Origin of the sequence: Paraburkholderia sp. BR13439, from assembly GCF_040948805.1 — a bacterium.
GTDB classification, from domain to species: domain Bacteria; phylum Pseudomonadota; class Gammaproteobacteria; order Burkholderiales; family Burkholderiaceae; genus Paraburkholderia; species Paraburkholderia youngii.
The window spans coordinates 220,479-246,982 of sequence record NZ_JBFPKN010000010.1 but is presented as its reverse complement, the minus strand read 5'-3'; the positions used below and the strand labels follow the sequence as shown (position 1 = coordinate 246,982).

The following is a 26,504-nucleotide window of genomic DNA, read 5'->3' as shown; positions in this document are numbered from 1 at the left end:
GTTCCGGCTAATGCGGTTGCCGGTTGTCCAATAGCGCGTCCGTGGTGACGACCGTGCAGTACTCTTGATCGAGATTCGCCAGCGACATCGCATGGACGTCGTCGGCACTGCGCAGCGTTCCGTTCCAGTCGGCCCGTGCAAAAGTGAAACATCCGTCGGCCACGAGATAGGTATCGAAGCCGAGATTGCCGGCCATCCGCACCGTGGCCTCAACCGAGTTGTTGGTGATGACACCCGCCACGACAAGGGTCGTGTGGCCGGCGGCGTGCAGGCGGTCTTCCAATCCGGTGCCGATGAACGCGTTATTGGTGCGTTTCGCGATCACCGGCTCGCCGGGCAACGGCACGTTCGACGCCTTGAATTCGTGTCCCGGCTGACCCGGCCAATAGTGCGACCCAGGCTCCGTCGAGTCGTGCCGCACATGCCACACCGGCCAACTCCGGCTGCACCAATGCTCGAGCAGGCGGCTCACCTGCTTTTCGGCTGCGGGATTGTTGCGTTCGCCCCAACTCGGATGATCGATCGCGCGTTGCAGATCGATCAGCAACAGTACGGCGCCGGCGGAAGGAGCGGAAGAGCGCATCGGTCGAATGAGTCTGTGTAGGTGTCGATATGCTTCTGGCAGACTTTACCGTATTGGCGCCATCAATAGCCTGTATGATGGCGGGCTCGCGCCCGGACCGGAGCCTCGCGCGGGCGGCTTGCGCGGACCGCGCGCCGTCTGCCGCGCCCAGTCGGCCGCAACGCATCCATTCACGATGACCCAGAGGAAGACCGCCATGACGGCTGCAACGCAATTCGATCAGGTTTCTGTTGTCAAACGAGCCAATGTGTACTTCGACGGCAAGTGCGTGTCGCACACCGTGCTGTTCGCCGACGGCACGCGTAAGACGCTCGGCGTGATCCTGCCCGGCACGCTGAACTTCGGCACCGACGCGCCGGAACTGATGGAAGTGCAGGCGGGCAAGTGCCGTATCCGTCTCGACGGCAGCGACGAGTGGAAGACCTATGGCGCGGGCGAATCGTTCTCGGTGCCGGGCAAGAGCCGCTTCGATATCGATGTGGTCGAAACGCTCGACTACGTTTGCAGCTATCTGTAAACGGTTTAAGGCGCGCGTGATGGCTCGGGCAATGGGCCTGAGCCATCCCTGCTCAAATGTGTTGAAGCGACAACACGCAAGCATTCGCGAGTGCATGCGTGAGCCAGGTGCACAGAACGGGCCGTCCCTTACGCTTCGCTTCGACGATGAACACCGCCGCCAGCACCACCGCACCCAATAGAATCGACACGACCGTACGATCGACGTAACCGTGCATCAGCGTGAACAACGCAATCGACCCCACCGCGGCAACCCGCCACGACCAACGAAAAACGCCGTTAATGAGCCGAATGGGCAGCCATTGTCCGACGATCGTCTCCAGCAACGGCATCAGGATCACGATAAAAAACAGCTGAACCAGGATCGGTTTATCGGCGAGCGGGATTTTATGCGGCGCCGGCGCGCCCCACAGCGCGTATTGAGCCAATACCAGCGCGATCTGCCCGAAAAACATGATTGCCGCGCCGCCGATTATCAGCCCCCATCGGGGCACCTCGTTCCAGCTTCTTTTTGTTAAAGCCGTCAGCGCGTGCAATGTGGGCTCCATTCGCAATTGGCAGGGTCTCAGGCCGTCTCTTTTGCCAGAATCTCCTCGATCACCTGCACGAATTGCTCGACCGGTTGGCCGCCCGTCACCAGATAGCGGCGGTTGAAAATGATCGACGGCACCGATTGAATGCCCATTTCCTGATTGTTCTTTTCCGCTTCACGCACTTCAGTGGCATACGCGCCGCTCGTCAGCACTTCGCGCGCCTCACTGGCGTCGAGTCCGACCGACTGTGCCGCCTCGACCAGCACGTCATGATTGCCCGGATTCTTGCCGTCGGCGTGATACGCGCGCAATAGCGCGAGCTTCAGCGGCAACTGTTGGCCTTTCAGGCCGGCCCAATGCAGCAGGCGGTGCGCATCGAACGTGTTGTAGGTACGGGTGCGCGGACCGAAATCGAAGCCGACGCTCGCGCCGCGTTCGCGGATCATCGCTTGCGTTTCGGCGATCTGCGCGGCCGTGCGGCCGTATTTCTTGCCGAGATACTCGACGATGTCTTCGCCGTCCGGTCCCATCTGCGGATTCAATTCGAACGGATGCACGACGATGCGCGCATCGATCTTGTCCTGAAGCCGCGCGAGCGCGAGTTGCAGCGACGACAGGCCGATCGCGCACCACGGGCAGGCGATGTCGGAAACAAAATCGATGGTGAGCTGCTGTTTCATGGTTGTCCCTGGAGATAACGAATCGTGTTGCGGCCGTGCGAATGCGGCTGCAACGATACCGACAGCGTAGCGTGAATCGTGCCCCCGTGCAGTGCTGCCGAATTTGACCGCAAGACCCGGAGTGTTTTCCCGCCGCCACGCTCGTACACTAAGCTCATCGAGCTATCTACTTTCACGGCGCGGGTAACGAGCCCCGCCGCGCACTCATCGACGATGAACGCAATCGCTCCCACCCAAACGATCGACCAACGCGTCGACGCCCTCGACTGGCCGCGGATCGAACACGATCTGGATCAGTACGGCTGCGCCGCCGTGCCGCAACTGTTGACTCCGCGCGAATGCGACGCGCTGAGCGCGCTTTATCCGCGCGATGCGCTGTTTCGCAGCCGCATCGTAATGGCGCGCCACGGCTTCGGCCGCGGCGAATACAAGTACTTCGCATATCCGCTGCCGCCGCTCGTCGACGGCTTGCGCGGCGCGCTGTATCCGCACCTCGTGCCGGTCGCGAACCGCTGGAATAGGGCGATGGGCATCGACGTGCGCTATCCGCCGAAGCACGCGGAATTCATTCGACGCTGCCATGACGCCGGCCAGGTGCGTCCGACGCCGCTGATCCTGCAATACGGCGAGGGCGATTACAACTGCCTGCATCAGGATTTGTACGGCGAACACGTGTTCCCGCTACAGGTCGCGGTGCTGCTGTCGGAGCCGGGGCGCGACTTCACGGGCGGCGAGTTCGTGATGACCGAGCAGCGTCCGCGCATGCAGTCGCGCGCCGAAGTCGTGCCGCTCGCGAAGGGCGACGCGGTCGTGTTCACCGTGAACAGCCGGCCGGTGCAGGGCACGCGCGGGCCGTATCGCGTGAATCTGCGGCATGGCGTTAGCCGCTTGCGTTCGGGGCATCGGCATACGGTCGGCATCATCTTTCATGATGCGCTGTGAGGATCGAGGCCGGCGCAATGGCGCAACACTGCGCGCCGTGAGACGATAAGGTCCACGATTCCAGCGATCCGCCGCCATTGTCGTCAGGCCCGTCATCTCGTCCCATGGAAAACCTGCTCAAGAAACTCGATCTCACTTCGCTGCGTCTGTTCGTCGCCGTTTGCCACGAGCGCAATATCGCGCGCGCGGCGGAGCGCGAGTTCATCGCGTCGTCGGCGGTGAGCCGGCGCATCGCCGAGATCGAGGCGCTGATCGGCCTGCCGGTGATTCAGCGGCAGTCGCGCGGCATTACCGTGACGCCGGTCGGCGAGACCGTGCTGCGCTACGCGCTCGCGATCATTGGCAATATCGAGCAGATGAGCGCGGAGTTGTCGCGCTTTTCGACGGGCGTCAAAGGGCGCGTGAGGGTGGTCGCGAATCTGTCGTCGATCGTGCAGTTTCTGCCCGAAGACGTCGCCGCGTTCGGCCGCGCGTTCCCGGATGTATCGATCGAACTCGAAGAAGAAAACAGCGCGGACGTGCTGCGTATCGTCGACGAACATGGCGCGGACTTCGGCATCTGCAATCCGGTCGCGGGCAGCGAGGCGTTCGAGCAGGTGCCGTACCGGCAGGACCGGCTCGCGGTGCTCGTGCCGGGCGGGCATCGGCTCGCTAGCGCCGCACGGGTGAGCTTCGACGATCTGTTGCACGACAGCTTCGTCGGCCTGCGCAGCGAAAGCGCGCTCACACGCTTGCTCGCGCAGCAGGCGGCGAGCGCGGGCCGGCAGCTCGACGTGCGGATGCGCGTGAGCAGTCTCGATGCGCTGTGCCGCATGGTGCATGCGGGGCTCGGCATCGCGATCGTGCCCGAGCCAGTCGGCCTGCTCTACGTGAACACGCTCGACGTGCGGCTGCTGCCGCTTGCCGATGCTTGGGCCGAGCGTCATCTGATCATCATCTTCAAGGCGCGCGAGCAGTTGAGCGCGAGCGCGGCCGCGCTGGTGTCGTTCCTCGGCAATCAGCCTTAGACAATCCCTCGCACGCACGCACGCACGCACGCCGCGCCGCGGCTCACAGTCGAGCATTCGCGAAACGAGACGGCAGCGTTGCCGCACCGGCACTTCGGCGGCGGCCTTGCGCGCCGTATAGTGGGCGCAAGGAGAATGCAGTGATGAGCGATACGATTCGTTTGGACGGCCGCGTGCTGTACCTGTCGCAAGACCCGGCCGTGATCGAGGCGCAACTGGCCGGCGAAAACTTCACGCGCGAGACGGCGGGACCGTTGCGCGACAACGTGTCGACCGACGAGATCACGCCCGTCACCGTGATGCTCACCTACGACGAGCGCCTTGGCCGGTACCCGTACGTCGGCTTCAAGGCGGGCGAACGTCTGCCGATCGGCCGCAACGCGGTGAAGGACGGCGGCTTTCGCGTGACGGTGGCGGGCAAGCGCTACGGCAAGGGCTCGTCGCGCGAATCGAGCCCGCTCGCGGAATTGTCCGCAGGTATTCGCCTTATCGTTGCCGAAAGCTTCGAGCGTATCTATCAGCAGAACTGCGACAACATCGGCATTCTGACCACGACGGATTTTTCCGTGCTGGATCGCCTGCTAGCGGGCGAAGCGGTGCCGATCGACGAATTCCTGAAGGGCCGCGACGCGCTCACCCAGCAAATCATCCGCAGCGGCGGCTTGCTCGCGTATAGCAAGTTCGCGGACTGGCCCGCGCCGGCAGAGCGTGCGAGCGCTGCCCCGAACGACGCGCCGTGCGCCGAGCCGAAAACGCTGGTCGAGAAAATCATCGACCGTCATCTGCACCCCGGTACCGCCAGCGCGCAGCGCGGCGACGGCGTGTTCATCGCAGCCGACTGGCGCTTCAGCCACGACTATTTCACCGGCATGTGCGCGCATCTGATGCATCGCGCGTTCGGCAAGCCCGCGCCGCTGCATGCGCCCGATTACATCATCGCGTTCCAGGACCATCTGGTGCTCGCGCCGCAGAGCATCCCGCACGTGCGCGACGGTCTGCTGCCGGGCGTCGCGGATCTGATGGAAGGCCACACGTCGTTTTCACGCGACTACCCGGTGCGCTCGCACGGCGCGCTCGATGGCGTGCCCGGCTCCGAGGGCATCTGTCATGCGTTGATGGCCGAGCAATACGCGCTGCCGGGGCAGGTCGCGTGCGGCACCGATTCGCACACGCCGCATTCGGGCGCGCTCGGCTGCCTCGCGTTCGGCGCGGGCGCGACCGAAATCGCCAATAGCTGGGTCACCGGCTACGTGCGCTGCAAGGTGCCGGAGACGCTGCGCATCGAAATCGACGGCCAGTTGCGCGACGGCGTGACCGCGAAGGACGTCGTGCTGCATCTGCTGCGGATGGACGCGATCCGCTCGGGCGGCGCGATCGGCCTCGTATTCGAATACGGCGGCGCGGCGGTGCGCGCGATGTCGATCGACGAACGCGCGACGCTGACCAACATGGTCGCGGAGCTCGGCGGCTTCGCCGGTATCGTCGAGCCGGACGAGCACACGGTCGCGTTCCTGAAGGAGCGGCGCGGCGTCGATTTCGTGCTGGAAGACTGGATGAAAAGCGATGCCGGCGCGACCTATCGCGACACGATTCATATCGATGCGAACACGATCGAACCGATGCTCGCGCGGCCGGGCGACCCCGGCAACGGCGTGCCGGCGCCGCGGCTCGAACAGGACGTCGCTATCGATATCGCGTACGGCGGCTCGTGCACCGCGGGCAAGCGCGAGGACTTCGATTTCTATCACGAGGTGCTGCGCTGGGGCGTCGAGCACGGCCTGCGCGTGCCCGAGCGCACGCGTCTGTATCTGCAATTCGGCACGATGGCGGTGCGCGCGTATTGCGAGGAGCAGGGCTATCTGCCGGTGTTCGAGCGCGCGGGCGTGACGCTCGTGATGCCTGGCTGCGGCTCGTGTGCGAACTGCGGACCGGGACAATCGGCCAACGCGAACGATGTGACGATCAGCGCGATCAACCGTAATTTCCCCGGCCGTTCGGGGCCGGGCGACGTGTGGCTCGCGAGCCCGTATACGGTCGCGGCGAGCGCGCTGGCCGGGAAAATCACCACGTTCGAACAATTGCAGCACGCGCACGGCTAGAATGCTGGCCGAACTCCGGCCGGGGCATCGTGGCGCGTGCGACGCGCGACCAAACGCAAGGCCGGCATCGGACCGGCCGCGGCGAGCGATCAGCGTTGCCGCAAAAGCAGTCGCAACAGAAGGAGACAGGCAACATGGCATCCCCCGATCAAGCGGAGTCCGTCGCGCGCAGCGGCGGCAACGCGGCGCATTCCACCGACGCGGCCGGCAGCGCCGCCCGCAGCACCGCCGCTCAGGCGGCGGGCCATGCAGCGCTCGACGCCGGCAGCATTTCGGCGCGCCTCGACCGCTTGCCCGCCACGCGCTCCATCTGGAACCTCGTGGTGCTGCTGAGCCTTGGCTTCTTCTTTGAACTCTACGATCTGCTGTACTCCGGCTATGTCGCGCCGGGCCTCGTGAAAAGCGGCCTGCTGAGCGCGACCACGCGCGGCCTGTTCGGCTCGACCGGCGTCGCGAGTTTCATCGCCGCGCTGTTTAGCGGCCTGTTTATCGGCACCATCGCGTGCGGTTTCCTCGCGGATCGCTTCGGGCGGCGCGCGGTGTTCACCTGGTCGCTGCTTTGGTATACCGCGGCGAACGTGGTGATGGCGTTCCAGGAGACCGCGGCGGGCCTCAATTTCTGGCGCTTCGTCGCCGGTGTCGGCATCGGCGTCGAGCTGGTGACGATCGGCACTTACATCTCCGAGCTGGTGCCCAAGCAGATTCGCGGCCGCGCGTTCGCGTGCGAGCAGGCGGTCGGCTTCACGGCGGTGCCGGTGGTCGCGTTTCTGTCGTTTCTGCTGGTGCCGCGCACGCTGTTCGGTCTGGACGGCTGGCGCTGGGTCGTGCTGATCGGCGCGCACGGCGCGCTATTCGTCTGGTGGATTCGCCGCGCGTTGCCGGAAAGCCCGCGTTGGCTCGCGCAGCAAGGACGTCTCGCCGAAGCCGACCGCGTAATGAACGCGCTCGAGGCGAAGGTACGCCACGAATACGGCCGCGAGTTGCCGCCGCCGGCGCCGCCGGTGGCGGTCGCACCGCGCGGCAGCTTCCGCGACATGTGGGTGCCGCCGTACCGCAGCCGCACGCTGATGATGACGATCTTCAATGTCTTCCAGACGGTCGGTTTCTATGGCTTCGCGAACTGGGTGCCGACGCTGCTGATCAAGCAGGGCATCACGATCACGACGAGCCTGATGTATTCGAGCGTGATCGCGTTGGCTGCGCCGATCGGTCCGATCATCGGGCTCTTTATCGGCGATCGCTTCGAGCGCAAGACGGTGATCGTCGTGATGGCCGGCGTCAATATCGTGTGCGGGTTGTGGTTCAGTCAGGCATCGGGTGCGGTGCTACTGGTGAGCTTGGGGGTGTGCCTGACACTGGCCGGCAACATCATTTCGTACACTTACCACGCGTATCAGACGGAACTGTTTCCGACCAGCATCCGGGCGCGCGCGGTCGGCTTCGTCTACTCGTGGAGCCGTTTTTCCGCGATTTTCACGGCCTTTCTGATCGCGGCCGTGTTGCGCTACTTCGGGACGACCGGCGTGTTCGTGTTCATCGCGGGTGCGATGTTGATCGTGATGCTGGCGATCGGTTTGATGGGACCGCGTACAAAAGGGCTTGAGCTGGAAAAAATCTCGAGATAGAAGGGCAAGAAGATCTCTCAGCACAGGGTCGCTCGGCGGCATAGTCGAGCGACCGCACCGGATACTTCCGCTTTTCAGACGACGCTCTTTCCGCCGGTTGCGTCACTTGACGGTGACCGTCCCCTTCATCCCCGCCTCGAAATGCCCGGGTTGCAGGCAGGCAAAATCGAAGACGCCAGCGTGGGAAAATCGCCACGTCAGATCACCGGTTTGTCCGGGTTCGACCGTCACGCTATTGGCGTCGTGATCCATCATGTCTGGCATCGCACGCATCATGTCGGCGTGCTCCTTCAGTTCCTGTTTCGAGCCCAGCGTCATCTCGTGACGTACGTTGCCGACGTTCTTGACAACGAAGCGGATCGTGTCGTCTTTCTTCACAGCGATCGTCGGCGGCTCGAAGCGCATGGAGTCGAGCATCGTGACGGTGACCGTTCGCGTAGCGTCCTTCGGGTGGGCAGGTTTGCCGACGGATAAGGCTTCATCATTTCCGTGGGCCAGCGCAGTGGAAGTCACCAGGGCAAGCAACAGACCGGCGGCAGCAAGCATTGACTTGAACATCATCGAATCCCCCTTTCCGGCTTGCCCGCACGCGGAGGGAAGCCCGCCTCGCGCAGCGCAGAACCGATCTGTTCTTGCGGCGCGGAGGTTTGGACATGCACGAGCCGGGTTGGCGGATCCGCCGTGATGATCGCGCTCGGATCGATCGACTGAATCGCGCGGCTCACGGCGCGTGCACAACCGCCGCAGGTCATGTTATCGAGGTGGAACTGCATGGAGAACTCCCGTTGAAATGGAGTTCCGAGCGTACACATTGCCATCGTTGGAAGGTCAAGCGACATGACAGGGCAGTAAGGACGCGGTCTCCAACCCAATGTTCCCATGATCGCCACACGAATCCGGATGCTTCTGCGCCTGAAGGCCATGCCGGGCACCAGCACGATAATGGCCACGCGACTCTCACCACTGCGACGCAATTGAAGGCTTCGCCTGCCAAAGACAGGGCTTGTTGCGCCGCAGCACAGTAGAGTCCGGGCGCGATGCTGATCGCGATGCTGCCGATTGGGTTGACGGGGGCTGAAGACGAAAGGGCTCGAAATCGAGCAGATATCGACATGGCGACGGCCGGCTTTTGAGCCGGCCCGCCGCCATGTGCCGCGTTGGCTTATACGGTCGATGGAATACGCAGTCAGAAAGTCGATCTTCCTGCAAGGTGCGGTCCAGGGCCGCTTCAGGTCCCGACTGGACGGATCGACAGCGCGTTCCTGACCGAAGTTACGCCGGGTACCCCTTTCGCCACCTCGGTTGCCCGGTCGCTCTGGGCCTGGAGCGGTACGCTGCCCTGCAGCGTGACAGCACCATCGCGGGCGCGAACCGTAATATTGGCCGTCGAGATACTCCTGTCTTTCACCAGCGCATTTCGAACCTGACGTTGTAGCGCCCGGTTCGCTGCTTTCATCGACTTGTAATGCGATCGGGCTTCAGGCGTCGTGGTCGGTGCAGACTCAGGGGCGTTAGCGTTGCTCGCCTGCGCATAGGCGTGAATCGAACCCGAAATCAGAAGGGCGGTACTGACCAGTCTGACGGCTTGGATTGCTTTCATGCATCTTCTCCTGTCGTTGCAGATCGTTGGGCTACAGGCTCAGGTATATCGCACAGCGTCCCCGCAATCTTTCCGGGGCGGATCAAATGGCACTATAGGACAATAAAGGGTTAGGTCAAGAAACAATGCAAATCCAGTCAATTGCACGGACAAGCGACGATTTAGAATACTTCGAATTATGATGGCGCAATTCCGCTGATAGGATTGCAAATCAAAACCAAGGATTAGTTTTTTTCCGCCTTTAATCATGGATCACCTATGCCTGATTGACATATTTAGCCATCCCGGATGTGGCGGCACGGTTACAACTCCGGCATAAAAGCGCCCTTCGATGAAGAGGCTGAGCCGCCGTCCGTGGTGAAGTAGGCAATTCGTCCATGGTCGCAGCCGCGCGCTCGCCGCCACGATCAGAACAACTGTTTCTGGCCCGACATCAGCGTCGTGAAATCGTCGCGCAGCAACGGCAGAATCGCGTCGGCGACCGGCTGCAATTGCCGCGTCACATAGTGCTCGTAGTCGATCGCCGAGCGCAGCGTTTCGAGCGGCTCGGGGCCGGCCACCGTAATCACGTAGCTGATCCAGCCGCCGTTCTGATATTGCAGCGGACGTCCCTGCTGGCGATTGAACTCATCGGCGACGCGTGCCGCGCGCACATGCGGCGGCACGTTGCGCTCGTAGGCGTCGATCGGTCTGCGCAGCTGCTTGCGATAAACCAGCTGATCGTCGAGCCGGCCCGCGAGCGTATCGCGCACGTAGTCGCGCACGTAATCCTGATACGGCTGCTGCTTGAAGATGCGCCGATACAGTTCCTGCTGAAATTGCTGCGCAAGCGGCGTCCAATCAGTGCGCACGGTTTCGAGACCTTTGTAGACCACGTCCTCGCGCCCGTCAGGCAATACCGTAAGGCCTGCGTAGCGTTTCTTGCTGCCTTCCTCGGCACCGCGCACCGTCGGCATGAAAAAGCGCCGGTAGTGCCGCTCGAATTGCAGTTCCAACGCACTGTCGATACCGAAGCGCGCCTGCAGCTTCTGCCGCCACGCCGCGTTGATACGTTCGACGAGCGCGCGGCCGATGCGCGCGGCGTCTTCCTCGTCGTGCGCGTGCCTGAGCCAGACGAAGGTCGAGTCGGTGTCGCCATAAATCACTTCGTAGCCTTGCGCCTCGATCAGCTCGCGCGTCGTATGCATGATCTCGTGGCCGCGCATCGTGATCGACGACGCCAGCCGCGGATCGAAGAAGCGGCAGCCGGTCGAGCCGAGCACGCCGTAGAACGCGTTCATGATGATCTTCAGCGCCTGCGACAGCGGCTTGTTGTGCTCGCGCTTGGCCGCTTCGCGTGCCTGCCAGACCTGGGCGACGATCGACGGCAAGCAGTGACGCGTGCGTGAGAAGCGCGCGCCGAGAAAGCCCGGCACCGAGTGCGCGTCGTCGGGATGCAGCATGCCTTCGACGAGGCCGAGCGGGTCGATCAGAAATGTGCGAATGATCGACGGGTACAGGCTCTTGTAGTCGAGCACGAGCACCGAGTCGTAGAGGCCGGGCCGCGAATCCATCACGAAGCCGCCGGGGCTCGCGGCGCCGGCCACGTCGCCGAGATTCGGCGCGACATAGCCCTGCCGATGCATGCGCGGCATGTACAGATGCGTGAATGCCGCGACCGAGCCGCCGCTGCGATCGGCGGGCAGGCCGGTCACGGTCGCGCGTTCGAGCAGGAACGGCAGCAGCTCGGTCTTCGCGAAGATGCGCGTGACGAGCTCGCAGTCCTTCAGGTTGTAGCGCGCGAGCGCAGGCTTGTCTTCGTCGAAGCGGCGCTGGATTTCGTCCATCCGCTGATACGGATTGTCGATCGCCTTGCCTTCGCCCAGCACCGAACGCGACACATATTCGAGGCTGAACGATGGAAAGCTCCACGTCGCCGACCGCAATGCCTCGATACCGTCGATGATCCAACGACCCGCCACACCCGCGAAAAAATGATTGCGTGTCACGCCATGTTCGCGCCACTCCATCACCGCGCCGCCGCGGCCGAGGCGCAGCGGCACGCGATACTGCTCGGCATGCTGTTGCAGCACCTTCAGATCGAACTGCACCAGGTTCCAGCCGATGATCGCATCGGGATCGTGCCGCTTCATCCACTCGATCAGTTTTTCGAGCAGTTGCGCGCGGGTTTCGCAGTATTCGAGCTTGAAGTCGAGGGCGTCGGCGGGGTTGCCATTCGGCGGTCCGAGCATATACACCTGCCGCTCGCCGCAGCCTTCGAGCGCGATCGAATAAAGCTCGGCATGCGCGCTCGTTTCGATGTCGAGCGATACGAGCTTCAACGGCGGACGATATCCGTTGGCCGGTTTGAGCTCGCCATCGAGCCACGGGCCCTGGTTCTGCGGCTCGCCGCTGAACCACACCGGCGCGGTGATGAAGCGCTCCATCATGTAGCGCTCGGGCGGCTGGATATCGGCCTCGTAGACATCGACGCCGCCTTCTCGCAAGCGCTTTTCGAAGCCCTTCAATTGCCGGTATTGCGCACAGTAAAGCCCGCTGACCGGCCGATGCTGGAAGTCGTGCAATTCGAGCGGACGCAGATCGAGCGGCGCGTCGCGGCGCAGGATCGTTTCGGCGCGTTCGCGATGTTCGGCCGGAATGAAGGCAACGGACGGCTGAGGGCGCAGACGGATGTGGCGCGGCCCGCTGTCCGTCGCCAGCCAGAACTCGATTTCCGTGCCGGCGGCCGTGTCCCGCCAATGCCGGGTCAAAATGAAACCCTGCTCGAACTCAGTCAAACTTCCACCTTTTAAGCGGCGCAATCGCCTTGCGAGATTTTACCGCCGCGGGCAACGACTTTGAGCGGGCAAAGAAAAGGGCGCTTCGCATTGAAGCGCCCCAAGCAACACGGCTTTATTTCTTTAAAGCCGGTTCAGTTCGCTTCCGGTCGCTCAGGCTTCGAGCGCGAGTGTCGCGAACGTGGCGAGCCAGTGCTCGCCCATGTAGTCGCCCGCCACATGCGGCAGCGCGCAGCGCAGATGACGCTCGGCCGCATCGAACAACAGGGTGCGCCGCACGTCGCCGGCGGGTAGCGCACGCGCGAGCGCACGCTGGCACCACGCCCGGCTCAGATTGAGGCCGTCCAGATGCGCAATCTTGCCGTCGCTGCGATCGGTGACGGTGACCGGTTCGAACAGCGTCGCCGGCTTTTTCGCGCCGAGGTCCGGCAGGAATCGTCCGAACCAGTCGGCGAACTGCGCGGACGGCAACACGCGCCGCATCAACTCCGCTTCCATCAGCGACGGCGACAGGAACTCGTCGCCGGCCGGCTCCCACGCCTGACACGCGACGTCGTCCAGATACCAGCGCTCCGCGGTGCTGACGATCAGCGCTTCGAGCGATTCGCGCGAGGTATGCCGCGCGAAGTCGAGTGTCAGTGCGAGTGCGAACGCCATGTTGAAGTGCGTGCCGACCCGCAGCGGATAGGTCGCTTTCGGCAGGAACTCCTCGAAACGTTCGACGAACGTCTCGGTGAGCGGCGCGAACGTCTTCGACCAGCGCGCGGCTTCGGAGATTTTCATCGACTGCAACTGCGTGCTGAGCGCGAGCAGCCATGCCCAGCCATACGGCCTCTCGAAGCCGCGGTTGTGCGGCAGGTCCAGATACGCGAGTTCGCCGGCGACGTTCGCCTCGGTGAAATGCTCGTCGACCACCGCGACGATGCGCGCGGCCTCGGGCAGATCGGGGAAGCGTTCGAGCAGATACAGGATCAACCAGTAGCCGTGCACACACGAATGCCAGTCGTAGCTGCCGTAGAAGATCGGATGCAGGGCGCGCGGACCCTGCACGTCCTGAGGCCCTGCGAGCGAGTGCGTAAGCTTGTTCGGGTATTCGCGCGTGAGGTGAGCGAGTGCGACATTGGCGAATTTCGACGCGAATTCGCGGGTGAGCTGGATGGTCATCGGCGGCTCCTCAGAAGCGCAATACGAACAGGTACGACAGTATGGTGTTGACGATCGGCAATAGTAAAGCGGTCGGCCATTGCGGCTTGATCGCGCCGATCACGCCGAGACTCGCCGAGAATCGCTGGGTTGCCGTTGAACTGATGCACGATCGGCGGCGCGTGCCGGAAGCGCTCAGCCCGTGTTGATTCCCTCCGACGTCAACTGCCGCAACTGCTCCAGCAGTTTGACCGCCGGACTCGGCAGGATGCCTTGGCGCCGCCGGAACGCGGTCAACGTGCGCCGCCCGACCACGCCCGGCACGCCGAGCGTATCGAACACGCCGGCCTTGCTCTCGGTCACGTACATCGTCGACGCCATCCAGCTCAGAAAGCCCGAGCGCGCGACCAGACTCTTCAGCGCCGTGACCGAGCGCGTTTCGACGACGACGTTCGGCAGTCCCAGCCCGCGCTCCGCAAACACGCTCTGCATGTGCTCGAACGGCCCGGTGCCGCGCGGCGGAATCGCCCAGCGCTCGCCCAGCGTGTCGGCGAGCGTGAGGCCGGACTTGCTGCGCAGCGGATGATCGAGCGCGGCGACCACGTAGCTCGCGTCTTCCCAGCGGCAATCGGCGATCGCGGTGATCTCGTCGGTATCGGGCACGGCCATGCTGAGCGCGAGATCGATCTGACGTTTGACGAGCGCATCGGCGAGCCGGTCCCACACGCCCTCGATGATCTCCACGCGCAGGTTCGGCCACTTCGTCAACACGCCGCTGACCGCAAGCGGCAACAACAGGCTCGCGATGCTGCCCACCGCGCCGACCCGGATCGTGCCGCGCGCAAGGCCGCGCATCGCGTCGATTTCCTCGCGCGCCTGTTCGGCTTCGCGTTGCAACAGGATCGCGTGCGGCAGCAGTGCTTCGCCGACCGCGGTCAGATGCATGCCGCGCGAGTGCCGCTCGAACAATGGCGCGCCGACCTGTTCCTCGAGACGGCGGATGGTCCGGCTCAGCGCCGGCTGAGTGATGTGCAGCGCTTCGGCGGCGCGTCCGAGGCTGCCGCTCTCGACTGTCACCGCGAACGCCTGCAGTTGTTGAAGGTTGTAAGTCATGCCAAAAGGTAATGCCTTTTAGCGAATTAGGCAATTTTCGGTTACCCCGGCGGCCGTGATAATGGCCTGTCGATTTTTCGCGCTCATCACACAGGAGGCCTCGCATGACAGGCAGCGCGCCGCAGCACAAGCCAGCCCACACGAAAGAGCAGGGCACCCAATGGACCGTACGCGACGCGGTCATCGACTTTGCGCGCCGCGCCGGCATGACGTCGATCTTCGCGAACCCCGGCTCGACCGAACTGCCGATGTTCCGCAATTTCCCCGCGGATTTCCGCTACGTGCTCGGTCTTCAGGAAGCGGTCGTGGTCGGCATGGCCGACGGCTACGCGCAGGCCACCGGCAACGCGGCGCTCGTGAACCTGCATTCGGCGGCGGGCGTCGGCAACGCGATGGGCAATATCTTCACCGCGTTTCGCAACCGCACGCCGCTCGTCGTCACCGCGGGGCAGCAGGCCCGCTCGATCCTGCCGTTCGACCCGTTCCTTGCCGCGACACAGGCGACCGAATTGCCAAAGCCCTACGTGAAATGGAGCATCGAGCCGGCCCGCGCGCAGGACGTGCCGCTCGCGATCGCGCGTGCGTACGCGATCGCGATGCAGGAGCCGCGCGGCCCGGTGTTCGTATCGATCCCCGCCGACGACTGGGATCAGCCGGCCGAACGGGTGGCAGATCGCGAGGTCGCGCACATCATGCGTCCCGATCCGGCGATGCTGGAGCGCATCGGCGCGGTGCTAGACGCGTGCGAACGGCCCGCATTCGTGGTGGGCGGCGCGGTCGATCGCGCGAATGCCGCGACAGACGTGGTACGGCTCGCGGAGCGGCACGCGGCGCGCGTCTACGTCGCGCCGATGACCGGGCGTTGCAGCTTCCCCGAAACGCATCGGCTGTTCGCGGGCTTTTTGCCGGCGATGCGCGAGCGCATCGTCGAGCTGCTCGGCGCGCACGACGCGATCTTCGTGATGGGCGCGCCCGCGTTCACGTATCACGTCGAAGGCAGCGGTCCGCATGTGCCGCCGGGCGCGCGGCTGTGTCAGTTGACCGACGATCCGGACGTCGCGGCATGGACGCCGCAAGGCATCGCTGCGGTCGGCAATCTGCGGCTCGGTATGCAGGACCTGCTCGCACGCGCCGCACCCAAAGCGCGCGAGTTGCCCGCGCCGCGCGCGGCGGCGCCGCGCGCGCTGCCGCCGGCGCAAGGCGAGCGGATGTCGGTCGCATTCGCGTTGCAGACACTCGCGGAAGTGCGCGATCCCGATGGCATCCTCGTCGAGGAAGCGCCGAGTTCGCGGCCGATCATGCAGACCTATCTGCCGATCGCGCGCCCCGGCACTTTCATGACGATGGACAGCGGCGGCCTCGGCTACGGCATGCCGGCTGCTGTCGGCGTCGCGCTGGCGCGCCCGGGCGAGCGCGTGATCGCGCTGATCGGCGACGGTTCGAGCATGTACTCGATCCAGGCGATCTGGAGCGCGGTGCAGATGCAACTGCCGATCACGTTCGTGGTTCTGAACAACACGCGCTACGCGGCGCTGCAGGATTTCGCGCCGGTGTTCGGTTTCGCGCCGAACGAGACCGTGCAGGGCACGGATTTGCCGGGGCTCGACTTCGTGACGATCGCGGCGGGCATGGGTTGCCCTGGCGTGCGCGTCAGCGAGGCCGCTGAACTTGCCGGCGTGTTGCGTCGCGCGCTGACCGACGCTGACGGGAAAAGCGGTCCCACGCTCGTCGAGATGATCGTCGCGTAACGGCGCTTCCCATTCACGAAAAGAAGAGAGTCCTGCGATGAAAAACGTATCGATGCTGATCGGCGGCGAACAGGCACAGGCGCGCAACGGCGCGACCTTCGAGCGCCGCAATCCGCTCGACGGCGAAGTCGCGTCGCGCGCGCCGGCCGCGACCGTCGAAGATGCCGTCGCCGCCGTCGATGCCGCCGCGGCTGCCTTTCCGGTGTGGTCCGCGCTCGGACCGAGCGAGCGCCGCGCGTTGCTGACGAAGGCCGCGCACGCGCTCGAAGCGAAGGCCGACGCGTTCGCCGCCGCAATGGCCGCCGAGACCGGCGCGTCGGGCATCTGGGCCGGCTTCAACGTCCATCTCGCGGCGGCCGGGCTGATCGAAGCGGCCGCGCTGACCACGCAGATCGCCGGCGAACTGATTCCGTCCGACGTGCCCGGCAGTCTCGCGATGGGCGTGCGCCAGCCCGCGGGCGTCGTGCTCGGCATCGCGCCGTGGAACGCGCCGGTGATTCTCGCGGTGCGCGCGATCGCGTTGCCGCTCGCATGCGGCAACACGGTCGTGCTGAAGGGCTCGGAGATCTGCCCGGCCACACATGGTCTGATCATCGAGGCGATGCAGCAGGCGGGTCTGCCGCGCGGCACGGTGAACTTCGTGACCAATGCGCCGGCCGACGCCGCACGCATCGTCGACGCGATGATCGAACACCCGGCCGTGCGGCGCGTCAACTTCACGGGCTCGACTCGCGTGGGGCGTCTTATCGCCGAAACCTGCGCGCGCAATCTGAAGCCCTCGGTGCTCGAACTCGGCGGCAAAGCGCCGCTCGTCGTGCTCGACGACGCCGATATCGGCGCTGCCGTCGATGCGGCAGTGTTCGGCGCCTTCGCGAATTCCGGGCAGATCTGCATGTCGACCGAGCGGATCATCGTCGACGACAGCATCGCCGATGCGTTCGTCGAGCGGCTCGCCGCGCGTGCGCGCGCGTTGCCGCTCGGCGACCCGCGCAATGGGCCGGTCGTGCTCGGCTCGGTGGTCGATATGAGCACCGTCGAGCGCTGCAACGCGCTGATCGACGACGCGCTCGCCAAAGGCGCGACGCTCGTGTGCGGCGGCAAGAGCGAAACCACATTGATGCCCGCGACGCTGCTCGATCGCGTGACGCCGGACATGCGCATCTATCACGACGAATCGTTCGGGCCGGTCAAGCCGATCGTGCGCGTGCGCGGCGAAGAAGCCACGATAGCGTGCGCGAACGACAACGAATACGGCCTGTCGGCGGCGGTATTCAGCCGCGACACGGCGCGTGCGCTGAACGTCGCGAAGCGCATCGAGTCGGGCATTTGTCACGTGAACGGTCCGACCGTGCACGACGAAGCGCAGATGCCGTTCGGCGGCGTGAAGGCGAGTGGCTTCGGCCGCTTCGGCGGCAAGGCGGGGATCGCGGAATTCACCGATCTGCGCTGGGTCACGCTGCAAACCACGCCGCGTCACTATCCGTTCTAATTGCCGACACCAAAAAATCGAACAACGCGCGCGCAGCGCAAACAACGGAGACATGTCGATGAACTACGTTCCTCCCGCTTCGGCCGCGCCCTCGACCTCGACCGCGCGCGACGACGCGGCGCTCGCCGGCATTGCGCGCGGCGGCAACACGGTCGACATCGGTCATGCGCTCGACGACGGCCCCTATACGTTGCTGCAGAAAATCGCGGTGGTGCTCGCGGCGCTGTCGATCGTCGTCGATGGTTTCGACAGCCAGCTAATCGGCTTTGCGATTCCGATGCTGATCAAGGAGTGGGGCATCACGCGCAATGCGTTTGCGCCGGTGGTCGCGTCGGGGCTGATCGGCATGGGCATCGGCAGTGCGTTCGCGGGGCTGTTCGCCGATCGCTTCGGCCGCCGCTGGGCCGTGATCGGCAGCGTGTTCGTGTTCGGTCTCGCGACCTGCGCGATCAGTCTGGCGCCGAACGTCGCGGCCATTGCGGTGCTGCGCTTTGTCGCGGGGCTCGGTATCGGCGGCGCGCTGCCGACCTCGACGACGCTGACCGCCGAGTTCACGCCCGCGCGTTTTCGTACCTTCGCGGTCACGGCGACCATTCTGTGCGTGCCTCTCGGTGGCATGGTCGCGGGACTGTTCGCCGGGCAGGTGTTGCCGATTTATGGCTGGCGCGGTCTGTTCGTCGCGGGTGGGGTGCTGCCGCTCGTGCTCGGCATCGTCCTCGTCGCCGCGCTGCCGGAATCGCCGCGGTTTATGGCGCGCCGTCCGCATTGCTGGCCAGAACTCGCGAAGCTGCTGCGGCGCATGGCGCGCGACGTGTCGGCCGATGCGAGCTTTACCGACGTGCGCGAACAAAGCGCCGAGAAACACGTCGGCTTCACCGCGCTGTTTCGCGATGGCCGTTCGCGCGACACCGTCGCGATCTGGGGCGCGTTCTTCATGTGCCTGCTCGCGGTGTACGCGGCATTCAGCTGGCTGCCGTCGATGCTGACGAGCGAGGGTTTCAGCGTGTCGCTCGCGGGCTATGGCCTGAGCGCGTACAACCTTGGCGGCGTAATCGGCGCGGTGCTGTGCGCGCTGGCGATCGGGCGCTACGGCTCGCGCTGGCCGCTGCTGCTGTGCTGCGCGGGCGGCGTCGCGAGCGCATGGATGCTGCTCGGCGTCAGCGCGACACAGCATACGGCGTTGATGATCGTCGGCCTCGGCTTGCATGGGCTGTTCGTCAATGCGGTGCAATCGACGATGTACGCGCTGTGCGCCTACGTCTATCCGACTAGCGTGCGGGCCACTGGCACCGCGTCGGCACTCGCGATCGGCCGCGTCGGCGCGATTCTGAGCGCGTTCGCGGGCGCCGCGGTGATCACGGCCGGCGGCGCATCGGGCTATCTGCTGATGCTCGGTATCGCGATGGTCATCGTGCTGATCGCGCTGGCGGTGGTGCGGCGGCACATTCCGCGACGAGGCGCCGCAAGCGTGCGCTGACCGATGCGAAGGGGCCGTCGCGATGCCCCGGCGCACGTACCGACGCTATCAACCTCGTTGAATATAAACAGGCAATGCCACCGCATTCGCGGCCGGATCGCCGGCCGCATTGGTCGGCAAATATTGCGTCTGAAACGCGGTAAACATCGCGGCAAATCCATCGGCGCGCTGCACGATCACCGCGCCGTCCTGGAACGCGCCGTTTTCGTTGTAGTGCGGCCCGCGCGGATTGCCCTGATTCATGTGGGTTTCGTGAAGACCGTCCTTCTTCGGCAGAAACAGAAAGCCGAACCCATAGACGACGATGCCTGCGGTCGTCGGAGTCCAGAAATCGCGGTTTTGCAACTGACCGCTGCCGTTGTCGTAGGGCAGGCTTTGCGACGGCTTGCTTTCGTCGATGGTCAGGATTTCGTCGATGATGTCATTGACGTCGGCGCGATTGCCGTTTTGATCCTCGTAGGGGACCGGCCGCATGCGGTGAATGTCGAGCAGGCTGCTGTCCTGGAAGTAGTCGAGCCGCGGAAAGCCGCTGGTGTAGAGGCCGAGGTTCAGGGCCTGCAGTTTCGCGGTGAGCGGATCGGCGAAGTTCAGATCGGCATAGAAGTACACGTCGTCGTTACCGCTTGCGCCCGGTTGCGTCGATGCCGAATTGACGACGATATTGAATGGCGTGTTGTCGTTGCCAGTAACCGTAATCACATAGTGCGGACTGCCCACATACGAATCTTTGAAAGGCGCCGCGCGCAGCAGTTTTCCCTTGAACATGCAGTATTCGTTCATGACTGAATGACCCTGTCGAAGTTGATGAACGGAGAGCGACTCGCACCCAGCATATGGTGCGACGCGTCGATAAACAAGATCGTGCAGACGGCGCGGCGAACCTCGAACAGATCAACGAGCCGTTTCGTACCCGGCCGCCCACCGAGCCCATTCGACCAGCACGTCGGTCACATCGTCGGGCCGCTCCATCGTGCACATATGACCGCTTCGTTCGATCACACGAAGCTTCGAGCCGCGAATCTGCGCGTGCATCTCCTCGTGACGCGCCAACGGACTCCATTTGTCATCGCGTCCGCACACGATCATCGTCGGGCACGCGATGTCGCGAAGCAGCGCTGTCGCATCGGGACGATCCAGCAATGCGCGGATCTGCGCCGCGAATTTATCTGGCGTGCTTCGCTCGATCATGTCGAGCACCGCCTCGTAGATGGCGGAATCGTGGCGATCGGCGTTGACCATGCCGGGCGCCCACTCGTTTCCCATCGCGCGCATGCCTTTCGCGCGCGCGAGTTCGAGCAGTCGCAGCCGCTGCGCGCGCTCGCTTTCGCCGGCCTCGCCGGCGGCACGCGGCGTGCAACCGGTGTCGAGCAACGCGAGCCCGGCGATGCGTTGCGGTGCGCGCCGGAACACTTCAAGCGCGACCCGTCCCCCCATCGAATGACCCGCGACCAGCAGGCGATCTCCCGAAACCGACTCGAGCACGAGTTCGGCCATCGCGCCGAGCGAGTCGCGCATGCCGTAGTCGGGCACGAAGCAGTCGCCGAACGCGCCAAGCGCGCCGCGCTGATCGGCCCACACTGCGCCGTCGCAGAGCAGTCCAGGGAGCAAAACGATTTGGTGGGTCATGGGTGTCCTGTGATGCGTTGAACGGATAAAAAAATGACACTCTGTACGACGTTATCGTCGAATGGTCATTCATCCGCCTTACCATAGCATGCCCATCTGCCGCGCGGTCGCATCGATTGCCGCTTTTGCCTTCGCGACGATTTCGTCGATTTCCGGGCGGCTGATCACGAGCGGCGGCGACAGCAACATCCGGTCGCCGCTCGCGCGCATGATCAGATTGCCGTTGAAGCAGAAGTCGCGGCACAGCGCGCCGACATCGCCGCCATTCGCAAAGCGCTTGCGCGCGAGCGGCTCCTCGGCGAGTTGCACACCCGCCACGAGGCCCGCGCCGCTGATCTCGCCAACGACAGGATGAGCGGCGAACGTCTCACGCAGTCTCTTCTGAAAGTACGGACCGGTATCCGCTTTGACGCGCTCGACGATCTTCTCGTCGCGCAGCAGTTTCAGATTGGCAAGCGCGACGGCCGCCGCGACCGGATGCCCGGAGTAGGTGAGGCCATGATTGAAGTCGCCATTGTCGATCAGTGCACGGGCGACGCGATCATGCAGGCCGACCGCTCCCATCGGCACGTAACCGCTCGTGAGTCCCTTCGCGAGCGTGATCAGGTCCGGCTCGAAACCGAAGTGCTGATGCGCGAACCATTCGCCGGTTCGGCCGAAGCCGCCGATCACTTCGTCCGCGACGAGCAGCACGTCGTACTTGCGGCAAATACGCTCGATTTCCGGCCAGTAAGTGTCGCCCGGAAAGATCACGCCGCCGGCTCCCTGGAAAGGCTCACCGATAAACGCGGCGACATGGTCCGCACCGAGTTCGAGAATCTTCGCTTCGAGCTGCCGCGCGCGAGCCAGCGCGAATTCTTCCGGCGTCTGACCGCTCGCCGCTTCGCCGAAGAAATAAGGTTGATCGATATGCACGATGTTCTCGACTTTCGACGGCATCTGTTCATGCATATAAGCCATGCCACCGAGCGTGCCGCCGGCGATCGTCGACCCGTGATAAGCGTTCTTGCGCGCGATGACGAACTTCTTCGCGCTCTGGCGTTGCGTCGCCCAGTATTGATGAACGATGCGCAGCACGGTGTCGTTGCCCTCCGAGCCGCTGTTGCAGTAGAAGAAGTGATTGAACGGCGCGGGCGTCAGCTCGGCGAGCAGGGCCGACAGTTCGATCACCGGCGGATGAGTCGTCTTGAAGAAGGTGTTGTAGTACGGCAGTTCTTGCATCTGCCGGAAGGCGGCGTCGGCGAGTTCATGGCGTCCGTAGCCGACGTTCACGCACCACAGTCCAGCCATGCCGTCGATGATCTTGTTGCCGTCCGAGTCCCACAGGTACACGCCTTGCGCCTTTACGATCACGCGCGAACCCGCGCGATTGAGCGAGCCCATATCCGAGAACGGGTGAATGTGATGCGCGGCATCGAGCGCGCGGTATTCGGCGGTGCTGCGCGACGGGGCTTGCGAGATCGGCGCGTCTATCGTTCCGCCAAGCTCGGGCGTCTCCTTCTCCGCATACATCAAATCGTCAGTCTTATAGCTCATACTGCCTCCGTCTTTTCAAAGTTCTCATTGACCGATTGACCCGCGGCACTCACACGTGCAGCAGCAAATGCCGGCGCTCCCACGAACTGATCACGCGGAAAAACGCTTCGTATTCGGTCTCTTTCAGCGCGAGGTACGCGCGGACGAACTGCTCGCCGAGTACGTCGGCAATCGGCTCGCACGCACTCATCAACGTCAGGCCTTCTTCGAGATTGCGCGGTAATTGGTAGGGCAATGCATAGCCGTCGCTCGCCAGCGGTTCGGTTGGGGCAAGCCGCTGCGTGATGCCGAGATAGCCGGCGGCCAAGGTCGCGGCAATCGCCAGATACGGATTGCAATCGACACCCGGAATGCGGTTCTCGATGCGGCGCGCGACCGGCGTCGAATGCGGAATGCGAAAGCCCACCGTGCGATTGTCGTAACCCCACGCGACGTTGATCGGCGCGGCCATGAAACGCGACAGGCGCCGATACGAGTTGATGTACGGCGCGAAGATCGGCATTAGCGCCGGCGTGTATTTCTGCAAGCCGGCGATATAGCCGGTGAAAAGCGATGTCGGTTCGCCATCCGCGGCGGTAAACAGGTTGCGGCCGGTTTCCATATCGACGAGGCTCTGATGCATGTGCATCGCCGAGCCCGGCTCGCCTTCCATCGGCTTCGCCATGAAGGTCGCGTACATCTTGTGGCGCAACGCCGCTTCGCGCACGGTGCGCTTGAATAGAAACACGCTGTCCGCGAGTTTGAGCGGATCGCCATGCATGAAGTTGATTTCCATCTGCGCGGCGCCGACCTCATGTATCAGCGTGTCGACTTCGAGTTCCTGCACGTCGCAGTACTCGTAGATGTCTTCGAACAGCGGATCGAATTCATTGACCGCTTCGATCGAATACGCCTGGCGTCCGGTTTCCGCCCGGCCCGTACGTCCAACCGGCGGTTGCAGCGGCAGGTCGGGATCGCGGTTCATATCGACCAAATAGAACTCGAGTTCCGGCGCGATCACCGGTTTCCAGCCGCGCGCCTTGTATAGATCGAGCACGCGGCGCAACACGCAGCGCGGCGAGATTTCGACCGGCGTGCCGTCGAAATGAACGCAGTCGTGAATCACTTGGGCGGTCGGGTCGACTGCCCACGGAATCATCCGGATCGTGCTCGAGTCGGGTACGCACACCATGTCGGGATCGGTGACGCCGGTCAGCGAATCGCTTTGCGGATAATCGCCGGTCACGGTCTGAATCATCACCGCCTGCGGCAGACGCATCGATTCGCCCGATTCGAACTTGCTGCGCGGAATGATCTTGCCGCGCGCGATGCCGGCCATGTCCGGAATAATCGCTTCGATTTCGGTGACGTGATGCTTTTTCAGAAAATCGTCGATGTCATGCATGATTGTTCTCTCTGTTTTGAGCCGCGACCTGGGACATGCGTGCAGGGTTGCGTGTATTCATGCGCTGGCGGCACGCGTCGCCGAAGGCGCGAAATATCGCGGTCGATAACGCGTCGTCCGCGTGTCTCCATTCCGGGTGCCATTGCACGCCGAGCGCGAATGCGCGGGCGTCGCTGACGCTGATTGCTTCGATCAGGCCGTCCGCCGCGAGTGCTTCGACGTCGAGGCCTGAGCCAAGTCGCGCAATACCCTGACCGTGCAAAGAATTCACCCGCGCTTCGTGGGCGCCGCCCGCAAGGCGCTGCAGCATGCCACCGCGCGTCAGCACGATCGAATGCGAGGTGGCGTATTGCACGTCGAGCGAGTCGTCCTTGTTCTCGCGATGGTCGTTCAGTCCGCCGACCGCATGAACGCTTTGATGCAAGGTTCCGCCGAATGCCACGTTCATTTCCTGCAAGCCGCGGCAGATGGCGAGAACCGGTACGCCGGCCGCAACCGCAGCGCGAATAAGCGGCAACGTGGTTGCATCGCGCGCCGGGTCGTGCAATGTATCGGGCTCGCTCCAAGCGCCGCCGTAACGGTGCGGCTCGACGTTCGAATAGCTGCCGGTGAATAGCAAGCCATCGACAGCGGCGAGCACATCGTCGCCGCACTGGCGCTCACCGAGAGCCGGCACCAGCATCGCGAGCGCGTGCGAGCCCTCGACGATCGCGGCGATGTACTTTTCACCGGCCACGTGCGATGGATGAGCGCCGAGCATCGTTCTATCGGCGGTGATGCCTACTATTGGTTGGTTTCGCATAACGAATAGGCGTGTCGATCCCACGCCGCACACCACGTGAACGGCGTTAAATAGCGCGCGCGACGAAATGGGAAAACGCGAAGGCGAGGCGAAGCCAAAGCGAACCCGCGCAATAACGCGCAGCGCTATTCAGATTAGAAGCGCTTCGATTGAATCCGTCGTAATGCGCGGCAATCAGTCAGCGCCGCGCGGACGCAAGCAGACAGCTCGCGAAAACGCGTGCAAACGGACGAATCGAGCAGCGAAAAGAGACTAGAGAAGAGAGGCGCTACGGCAGCAGCGAGGCGACTTCGTCTGTGCGCACCGCGATGAACGCGCGTGCGGAGAGGACGTTGCGGCGTCGAACGGAGCGACGCGACAGGACTGTGATGACGGACAGAAAGCGGCGAAACGCAAGGCTGCCGTTGCTGCCGTCGGCGCTGGCGCCGTCAGCGCAAATACAACGCGCCTGACTGCGATTCCAATTCACCAAAGGGCCTCGGACTCTCACGATGACACTCGACTGGCGTAGTTGAGGGTATTGAACGCTCTGTTTCGAATCCACAGCGGATATTGAAGAAACAGGACGCGGGTCGATCGAGAAGAAACGGTACTGGACGGTAACGGGTTAGTTCCCAGCGCCGCTCACGCAATCTCCCAATAGCTAGGATATACGAGCTAAAAATGCCGTCAATTTATTTTTGTTTTTTGGCAAGACGGCATCAAGCGTGATGCCGTCTGCCTGCTCTGCTATTCGCTCACTCCGCGAGGCGAGCGCGCACCGTGTATTCGCCTTCGTTGCCCTTGTCTTCGAGCATGTGCGCCATCGCCGTATTGAAGTCGGGTGGCAGTGGTTCGACTGGATAGCCGCGCTTTTCCCATGCGTCGAGTCCGCCCTTAAGGGCGCGCACATGATGAATGTTCTTGCGATGCAATTGCCTGACGATGCGTTTCGCGGTCGCTTCGTTCGGACACACGCAATAGACGACGATCGGCCGCTTCAGATACTCCGGATGAATCGGATCGGGCGACTCGAGATCGAGCGGCCGTGCGCCTGCAATGCGATGCGATTCCTTTTCGCGCACGGTGTGCGGGCGCGCGTCGAGAATCAGCGGCGGTTCGTTCGACTTAATCATCGCGTCGAGCTGATCGGGCGAAATGCGTGCATGCGCGAGCCAGCGGCGAAACTGCAAACGGCGCAGCCAGCGATACAGCAGAACCGCCGCGAAGATCACCGCGAACGTATCGAAGATCGTGCCGCCGTTGTGCCGCACGAACAGCATCAATTGGACGATCTCATCGTGCAAGGCGGCGCCGCCGATGATCCAGACGCTCGCCCACAGCGTCGCACCGACCATGTCCCACAACAAGAACACGCCGACGCCGATCGCGGTCGTGCCGAGCAGCGGCGCGGAAATCAGGCCGAGACCGGGCAGGAACTTCGCGACCGTCAGAATTGGCGCGCCATAGCGCTCATAGGTATTGCGCGCGACGCGCACCGTGGTGTCCAGCGACAGCGAGAAGCGCACGAGGTAATTGAGCAGACGGCGGCCATAGGCGCGTCCGGTGAAAAACCACAGCGAGTCGGCGATCAGCGTCGCACCGACCGCCGCGCAGATCATGTTGACGTACGAGGCTTCGCCCACCGCGGCCATCGTTCCCGCGAGAATCAGCATCGGCGCGGCTGGAATCGGCATGCCGAGCTGCGTGACGAGCACGCTCATGAAGACGGCCCACACGCCCGCAGACGGTGGAATAGCGACCGGGAATTGCCACACAACCGCGCTCCTGATAAGCCAAATAAAGGGAAAAGAATGCTCTGCGCCGAGGCTCGATACGAGCCTC

At 63.8% G+C, this 26,504-nt stretch carries 24 protein-coding genes; 8 read left to right on the top strand and 16 right to left on the bottom strand.

Features of this window, described 5'->3' with window-relative positions; genetic code table 11:
* Positions 1-7 precede the first annotated feature (7 nt).
* Positions 8-583 (bottom strand): cysteine hydrolase family protein, encoded by a 576-nt coding sequence (locus AB3X96_RS21275; RefSeq protein WP_368591246.1) that lies wholly within the window; start codon positions 581-583, stop codon positions 8-10.
* A 196-nt stretch (positions 584-779) separates the two neighbouring features.
* Here AB3X96_RS21275 and AB3X96_RS21270 point away from each other — a divergent pair, with 196 nt between their 5' ends.
* Positions 780-1,100 carry a pyrimidine/purine nucleoside phosphorylase gene (locus tag AB3X96_RS21270; protein WP_008917257.1) on the top strand — a complete coding sequence of 107 codons (321 nt, stop codon included), beginning with the start codon at positions 780-782 and terminating at the stop codon, positions 1,098-1,100.
* Between the two features lie 52 nt (positions 1,101-1,152).
* On the opposite strand, the gene AB3X96_RS21265 is transcribed toward AB3X96_RS21270, so the two are convergent.
* Positions 1,153-1,635, bottom strand: coding sequence for a hypothetical protein (locus AB3X96_RS21265; RefSeq protein WP_368591245.1), 483 nt, complete (start codon positions 1,633-1,635; stop codon positions 1,153-1,155).
* Between the two features lie 29 nt (positions 1,636-1,664).
* Positions 1,665-2,312 carry a DsbA family oxidoreductase gene (locus AB3X96_RS21260; protein WP_368591244.1) on the bottom strand — a complete coding sequence of 216 codons (648 nt, stop codon included), beginning with the start codon at positions 2,310-2,312 and terminating at the stop codon, positions 1,665-1,667.
* Between the two features lie 213 nt (positions 2,313-2,525).
* Here AB3X96_RS21260 and AB3X96_RS21255 point away from each other — a divergent pair, with 213 nt between their 5' ends.
* The 4 genes from AB3X96_RS21255 (at position 2,526) to AB3X96_RS21240 (ending at position 7,985) form a co-directional block, all read left to right on the top strand.
* Positions 2,526-3,254, top strand: coding sequence for a 2OG-Fe(II) oxygenase (locus tag AB3X96_RS21255; protein ID WP_368591243.1), 729 nt, complete (start codon positions 2,526-2,528; stop codon positions 3,252-3,254).
* A gap of 104 nt (positions 3,255-3,358) precedes the next feature.
* The gene (locus AB3X96_RS21250) at positions 3,359-4,261 is read left to right on the top strand and encodes a LysR family transcriptional regulator (protein WP_368591242.1); all 903 of its coding nucleotides are present in this window, start codon (positions 3,359-3,361) and stop codon (positions 4,259-4,261) included.
* A 143-nt stretch (positions 4,262-4,404) separates the two neighbouring features.
* On the top strand, positions 4,405-6,360 hold the full coding sequence (locus tag AB3X96_RS21245) for an aconitase family protein (protein WP_368591241.1): 1,956 nt from the start codon (positions 4,405-4,407) through the stop codon (positions 6,358-6,360).
* A gap of 134 nt (positions 6,361-6,494) precedes the next feature.
* Positions 6,495-7,985 carry an MFS transporter gene (locus tag AB3X96_RS21240; protein WP_368591240.1) on the top strand — a complete coding sequence of 497 codons (1,491 nt, stop codon included), beginning with the start codon at positions 6,495-6,497 and terminating at the stop codon, positions 7,983-7,985.
* Between the two features lie 102 nt (positions 7,986-8,087).
* Here AB3X96_RS21240 and AB3X96_RS21235 read toward each other — a convergent pair whose 3' ends face one another.
* From AB3X96_RS21235 to AB3X96_RS21210, 6 genes are all read right to left on the bottom strand, one after another.
* Positions 8,088-8,546 carry a plastocyanin/azurin family copper-binding protein gene (locus AB3X96_RS21235; protein WP_368591239.1) on the bottom strand — a complete coding sequence of 153 codons (459 nt, stop codon included), beginning with the start codon at positions 8,544-8,546 and terminating at the stop codon, positions 8,088-8,090.
* A complete protein-coding gene (locus AB3X96_RS21230; RefSeq protein WP_176106486.1) occupies positions 8,543-8,758 on the bottom strand; it encodes a heavy-metal-associated domain-containing protein in 216 nt (71 codons plus the stop codon). The genes AB3X96_RS21235 and AB3X96_RS21230 overlap by 4 nt, the downstream gene beginning before the upstream one ends.
* Positions 8,759-9,213: 455 nt before the next feature.
* Entirely contained in the window at positions 9,214-9,585 is a 372-nt protein-coding gene (locus AB3X96_RS21225) for a BON domain-containing protein (protein ID WP_176106485.1), read from the bottom strand.
* A gap of 407 nt (positions 9,586-9,992) precedes the next feature.
* The gene (locus AB3X96_RS21220) at positions 9,993-12,362 is read right to left on the bottom strand and encodes a DNA polymerase II (protein WP_368591238.1); all 2,370 of its coding nucleotides are present in this window, start codon (positions 12,360-12,362) and stop codon (positions 9,993-9,995) included.
* 153 nt (positions 12,363-12,515) lie between these two features.
* Complete coding sequence (locus AB3X96_RS21215) at positions 12,516-13,526, bottom strand: DUF2891 domain-containing protein (protein ID WP_368591237.1); 1,011 nt, start codon at positions 13,524-13,526, stop codon at positions 12,516-12,518.
* 174 nt (positions 13,527-13,700) lie between these two features.
* Positions 13,701-14,618: a LysR family transcriptional regulator gene (locus AB3X96_RS21210; RefSeq protein ID WP_368591236.1), complete on the bottom strand. Its 918-nt coding sequence runs from the start codon at positions 14,616-14,618 to the stop codon at positions 13,701-13,703.
* Between the two features lie 104 nt (positions 14,619-14,722).
* Between AB3X96_RS21210 and mdlC the strand changes: the two genes are divergently transcribed.
* The 3 genes from mdlC to AB3X96_RS21195 are packed head-to-tail and all read left to right on the top strand — an operon-like array spanning position 14,723 to position 19,332.
* Entirely contained in the window at positions 14,723-16,366 is a 1,644-nt protein-coding gene (gene mdlC / locus AB3X96_RS21205; RefSeq protein ID WP_368591235.1) for a benzoylformate decarboxylase, read from the top strand.
* Positions 16,367-16,403: 37 nt separating this feature from the next.
* Entirely contained in the window at positions 16,404-17,855 is a 1,452-nt protein-coding gene (locus tag AB3X96_RS21200; RefSeq protein WP_368591234.1) for an aldehyde dehydrogenase, read from the top strand.
* A gap of 58 nt (positions 17,856-17,913) precedes the next feature.
* On the top strand, positions 17,914-19,332 hold the full coding sequence (locus AB3X96_RS21195) for an MFS transporter (protein WP_368591233.1): 1,419 nt from the start codon (positions 17,914-17,916) through the stop codon (positions 19,330-19,332).
* A 48-nt stretch (positions 19,333-19,380) separates the two neighbouring features.
* On the opposite strand, the gene AB3X96_RS21190 is transcribed toward AB3X96_RS21195, so the two are convergent.
* The 7 genes from AB3X96_RS21190 to AB3X96_RS21160 all read right to left on the bottom strand — a co-directional run bounded on the left by AB3X96_RS21190 (position 19,381) and on the right by AB3X96_RS21160 (position 26,437).
* Positions 19,381-20,112 carry a DUF2278 family protein gene (locus AB3X96_RS21190; protein WP_368591232.1) on the bottom strand — a complete coding sequence of 244 codons (732 nt, stop codon included), beginning with the start codon at positions 20,110-20,112 and terminating at the stop codon, positions 19,381-19,383.
* A 111-nt stretch (positions 20,113-20,223) separates the two neighbouring features.
* Positions 20,224-20,958: an alpha/beta fold hydrolase gene (locus AB3X96_RS21185; RefSeq protein WP_368591231.1), complete on the bottom strand. Its 735-nt coding sequence runs from the start codon at positions 20,956-20,958 to the stop codon at positions 20,224-20,226.
* A 78-nt stretch (positions 20,959-21,036) separates the two neighbouring features.
* Positions 21,037-22,494: an aspartate aminotransferase family protein gene (locus AB3X96_RS21180; protein WP_368591230.1), complete on the bottom strand. Its 1,458-nt coding sequence runs from the start codon at positions 22,492-22,494 to the stop codon at positions 21,037-21,039.
* A gap of 49 nt (positions 22,495-22,543) precedes the next feature.
* Positions 22,544-23,878 carry a glutamine synthetase family protein gene (locus tag AB3X96_RS21175; RefSeq protein ID WP_176120271.1) on the bottom strand — a complete coding sequence of 445 codons (1,335 nt, stop codon included), beginning with the start codon at positions 23,876-23,878 and terminating at the stop codon, positions 22,544-22,546.
* A complete protein-coding gene (locus tag AB3X96_RS21170) occupies positions 23,871-24,680 on the bottom strand; it encodes a gamma-glutamyl-gamma-aminobutyrate hydrolase family protein (RefSeq protein WP_368591229.1) in 810 nt (269 codons plus the stop codon). The genes AB3X96_RS21175 and AB3X96_RS21170 overlap by 8 nt, the downstream gene beginning before the upstream one ends.
* Before the next feature lie 268 nt (positions 24,681-24,948).
* Entirely contained in the window at positions 24,949-25,170 is a 222-nt protein-coding gene (locus AB3X96_RS21165; RefSeq protein WP_233853204.1) for a hypothetical protein, read from the bottom strand.
* A 247-nt stretch (positions 25,171-25,417) separates the two neighbouring features.
* Positions 25,418-26,437, bottom strand: coding sequence for a rhodanese-like domain-containing protein (locus tag AB3X96_RS21160; RefSeq protein ID WP_368591228.1), 1,020 nt, complete (start codon positions 26,435-26,437; stop codon positions 25,418-25,420).
* Positions 26,438-26,504: the final 67 nt, after the last annotated feature.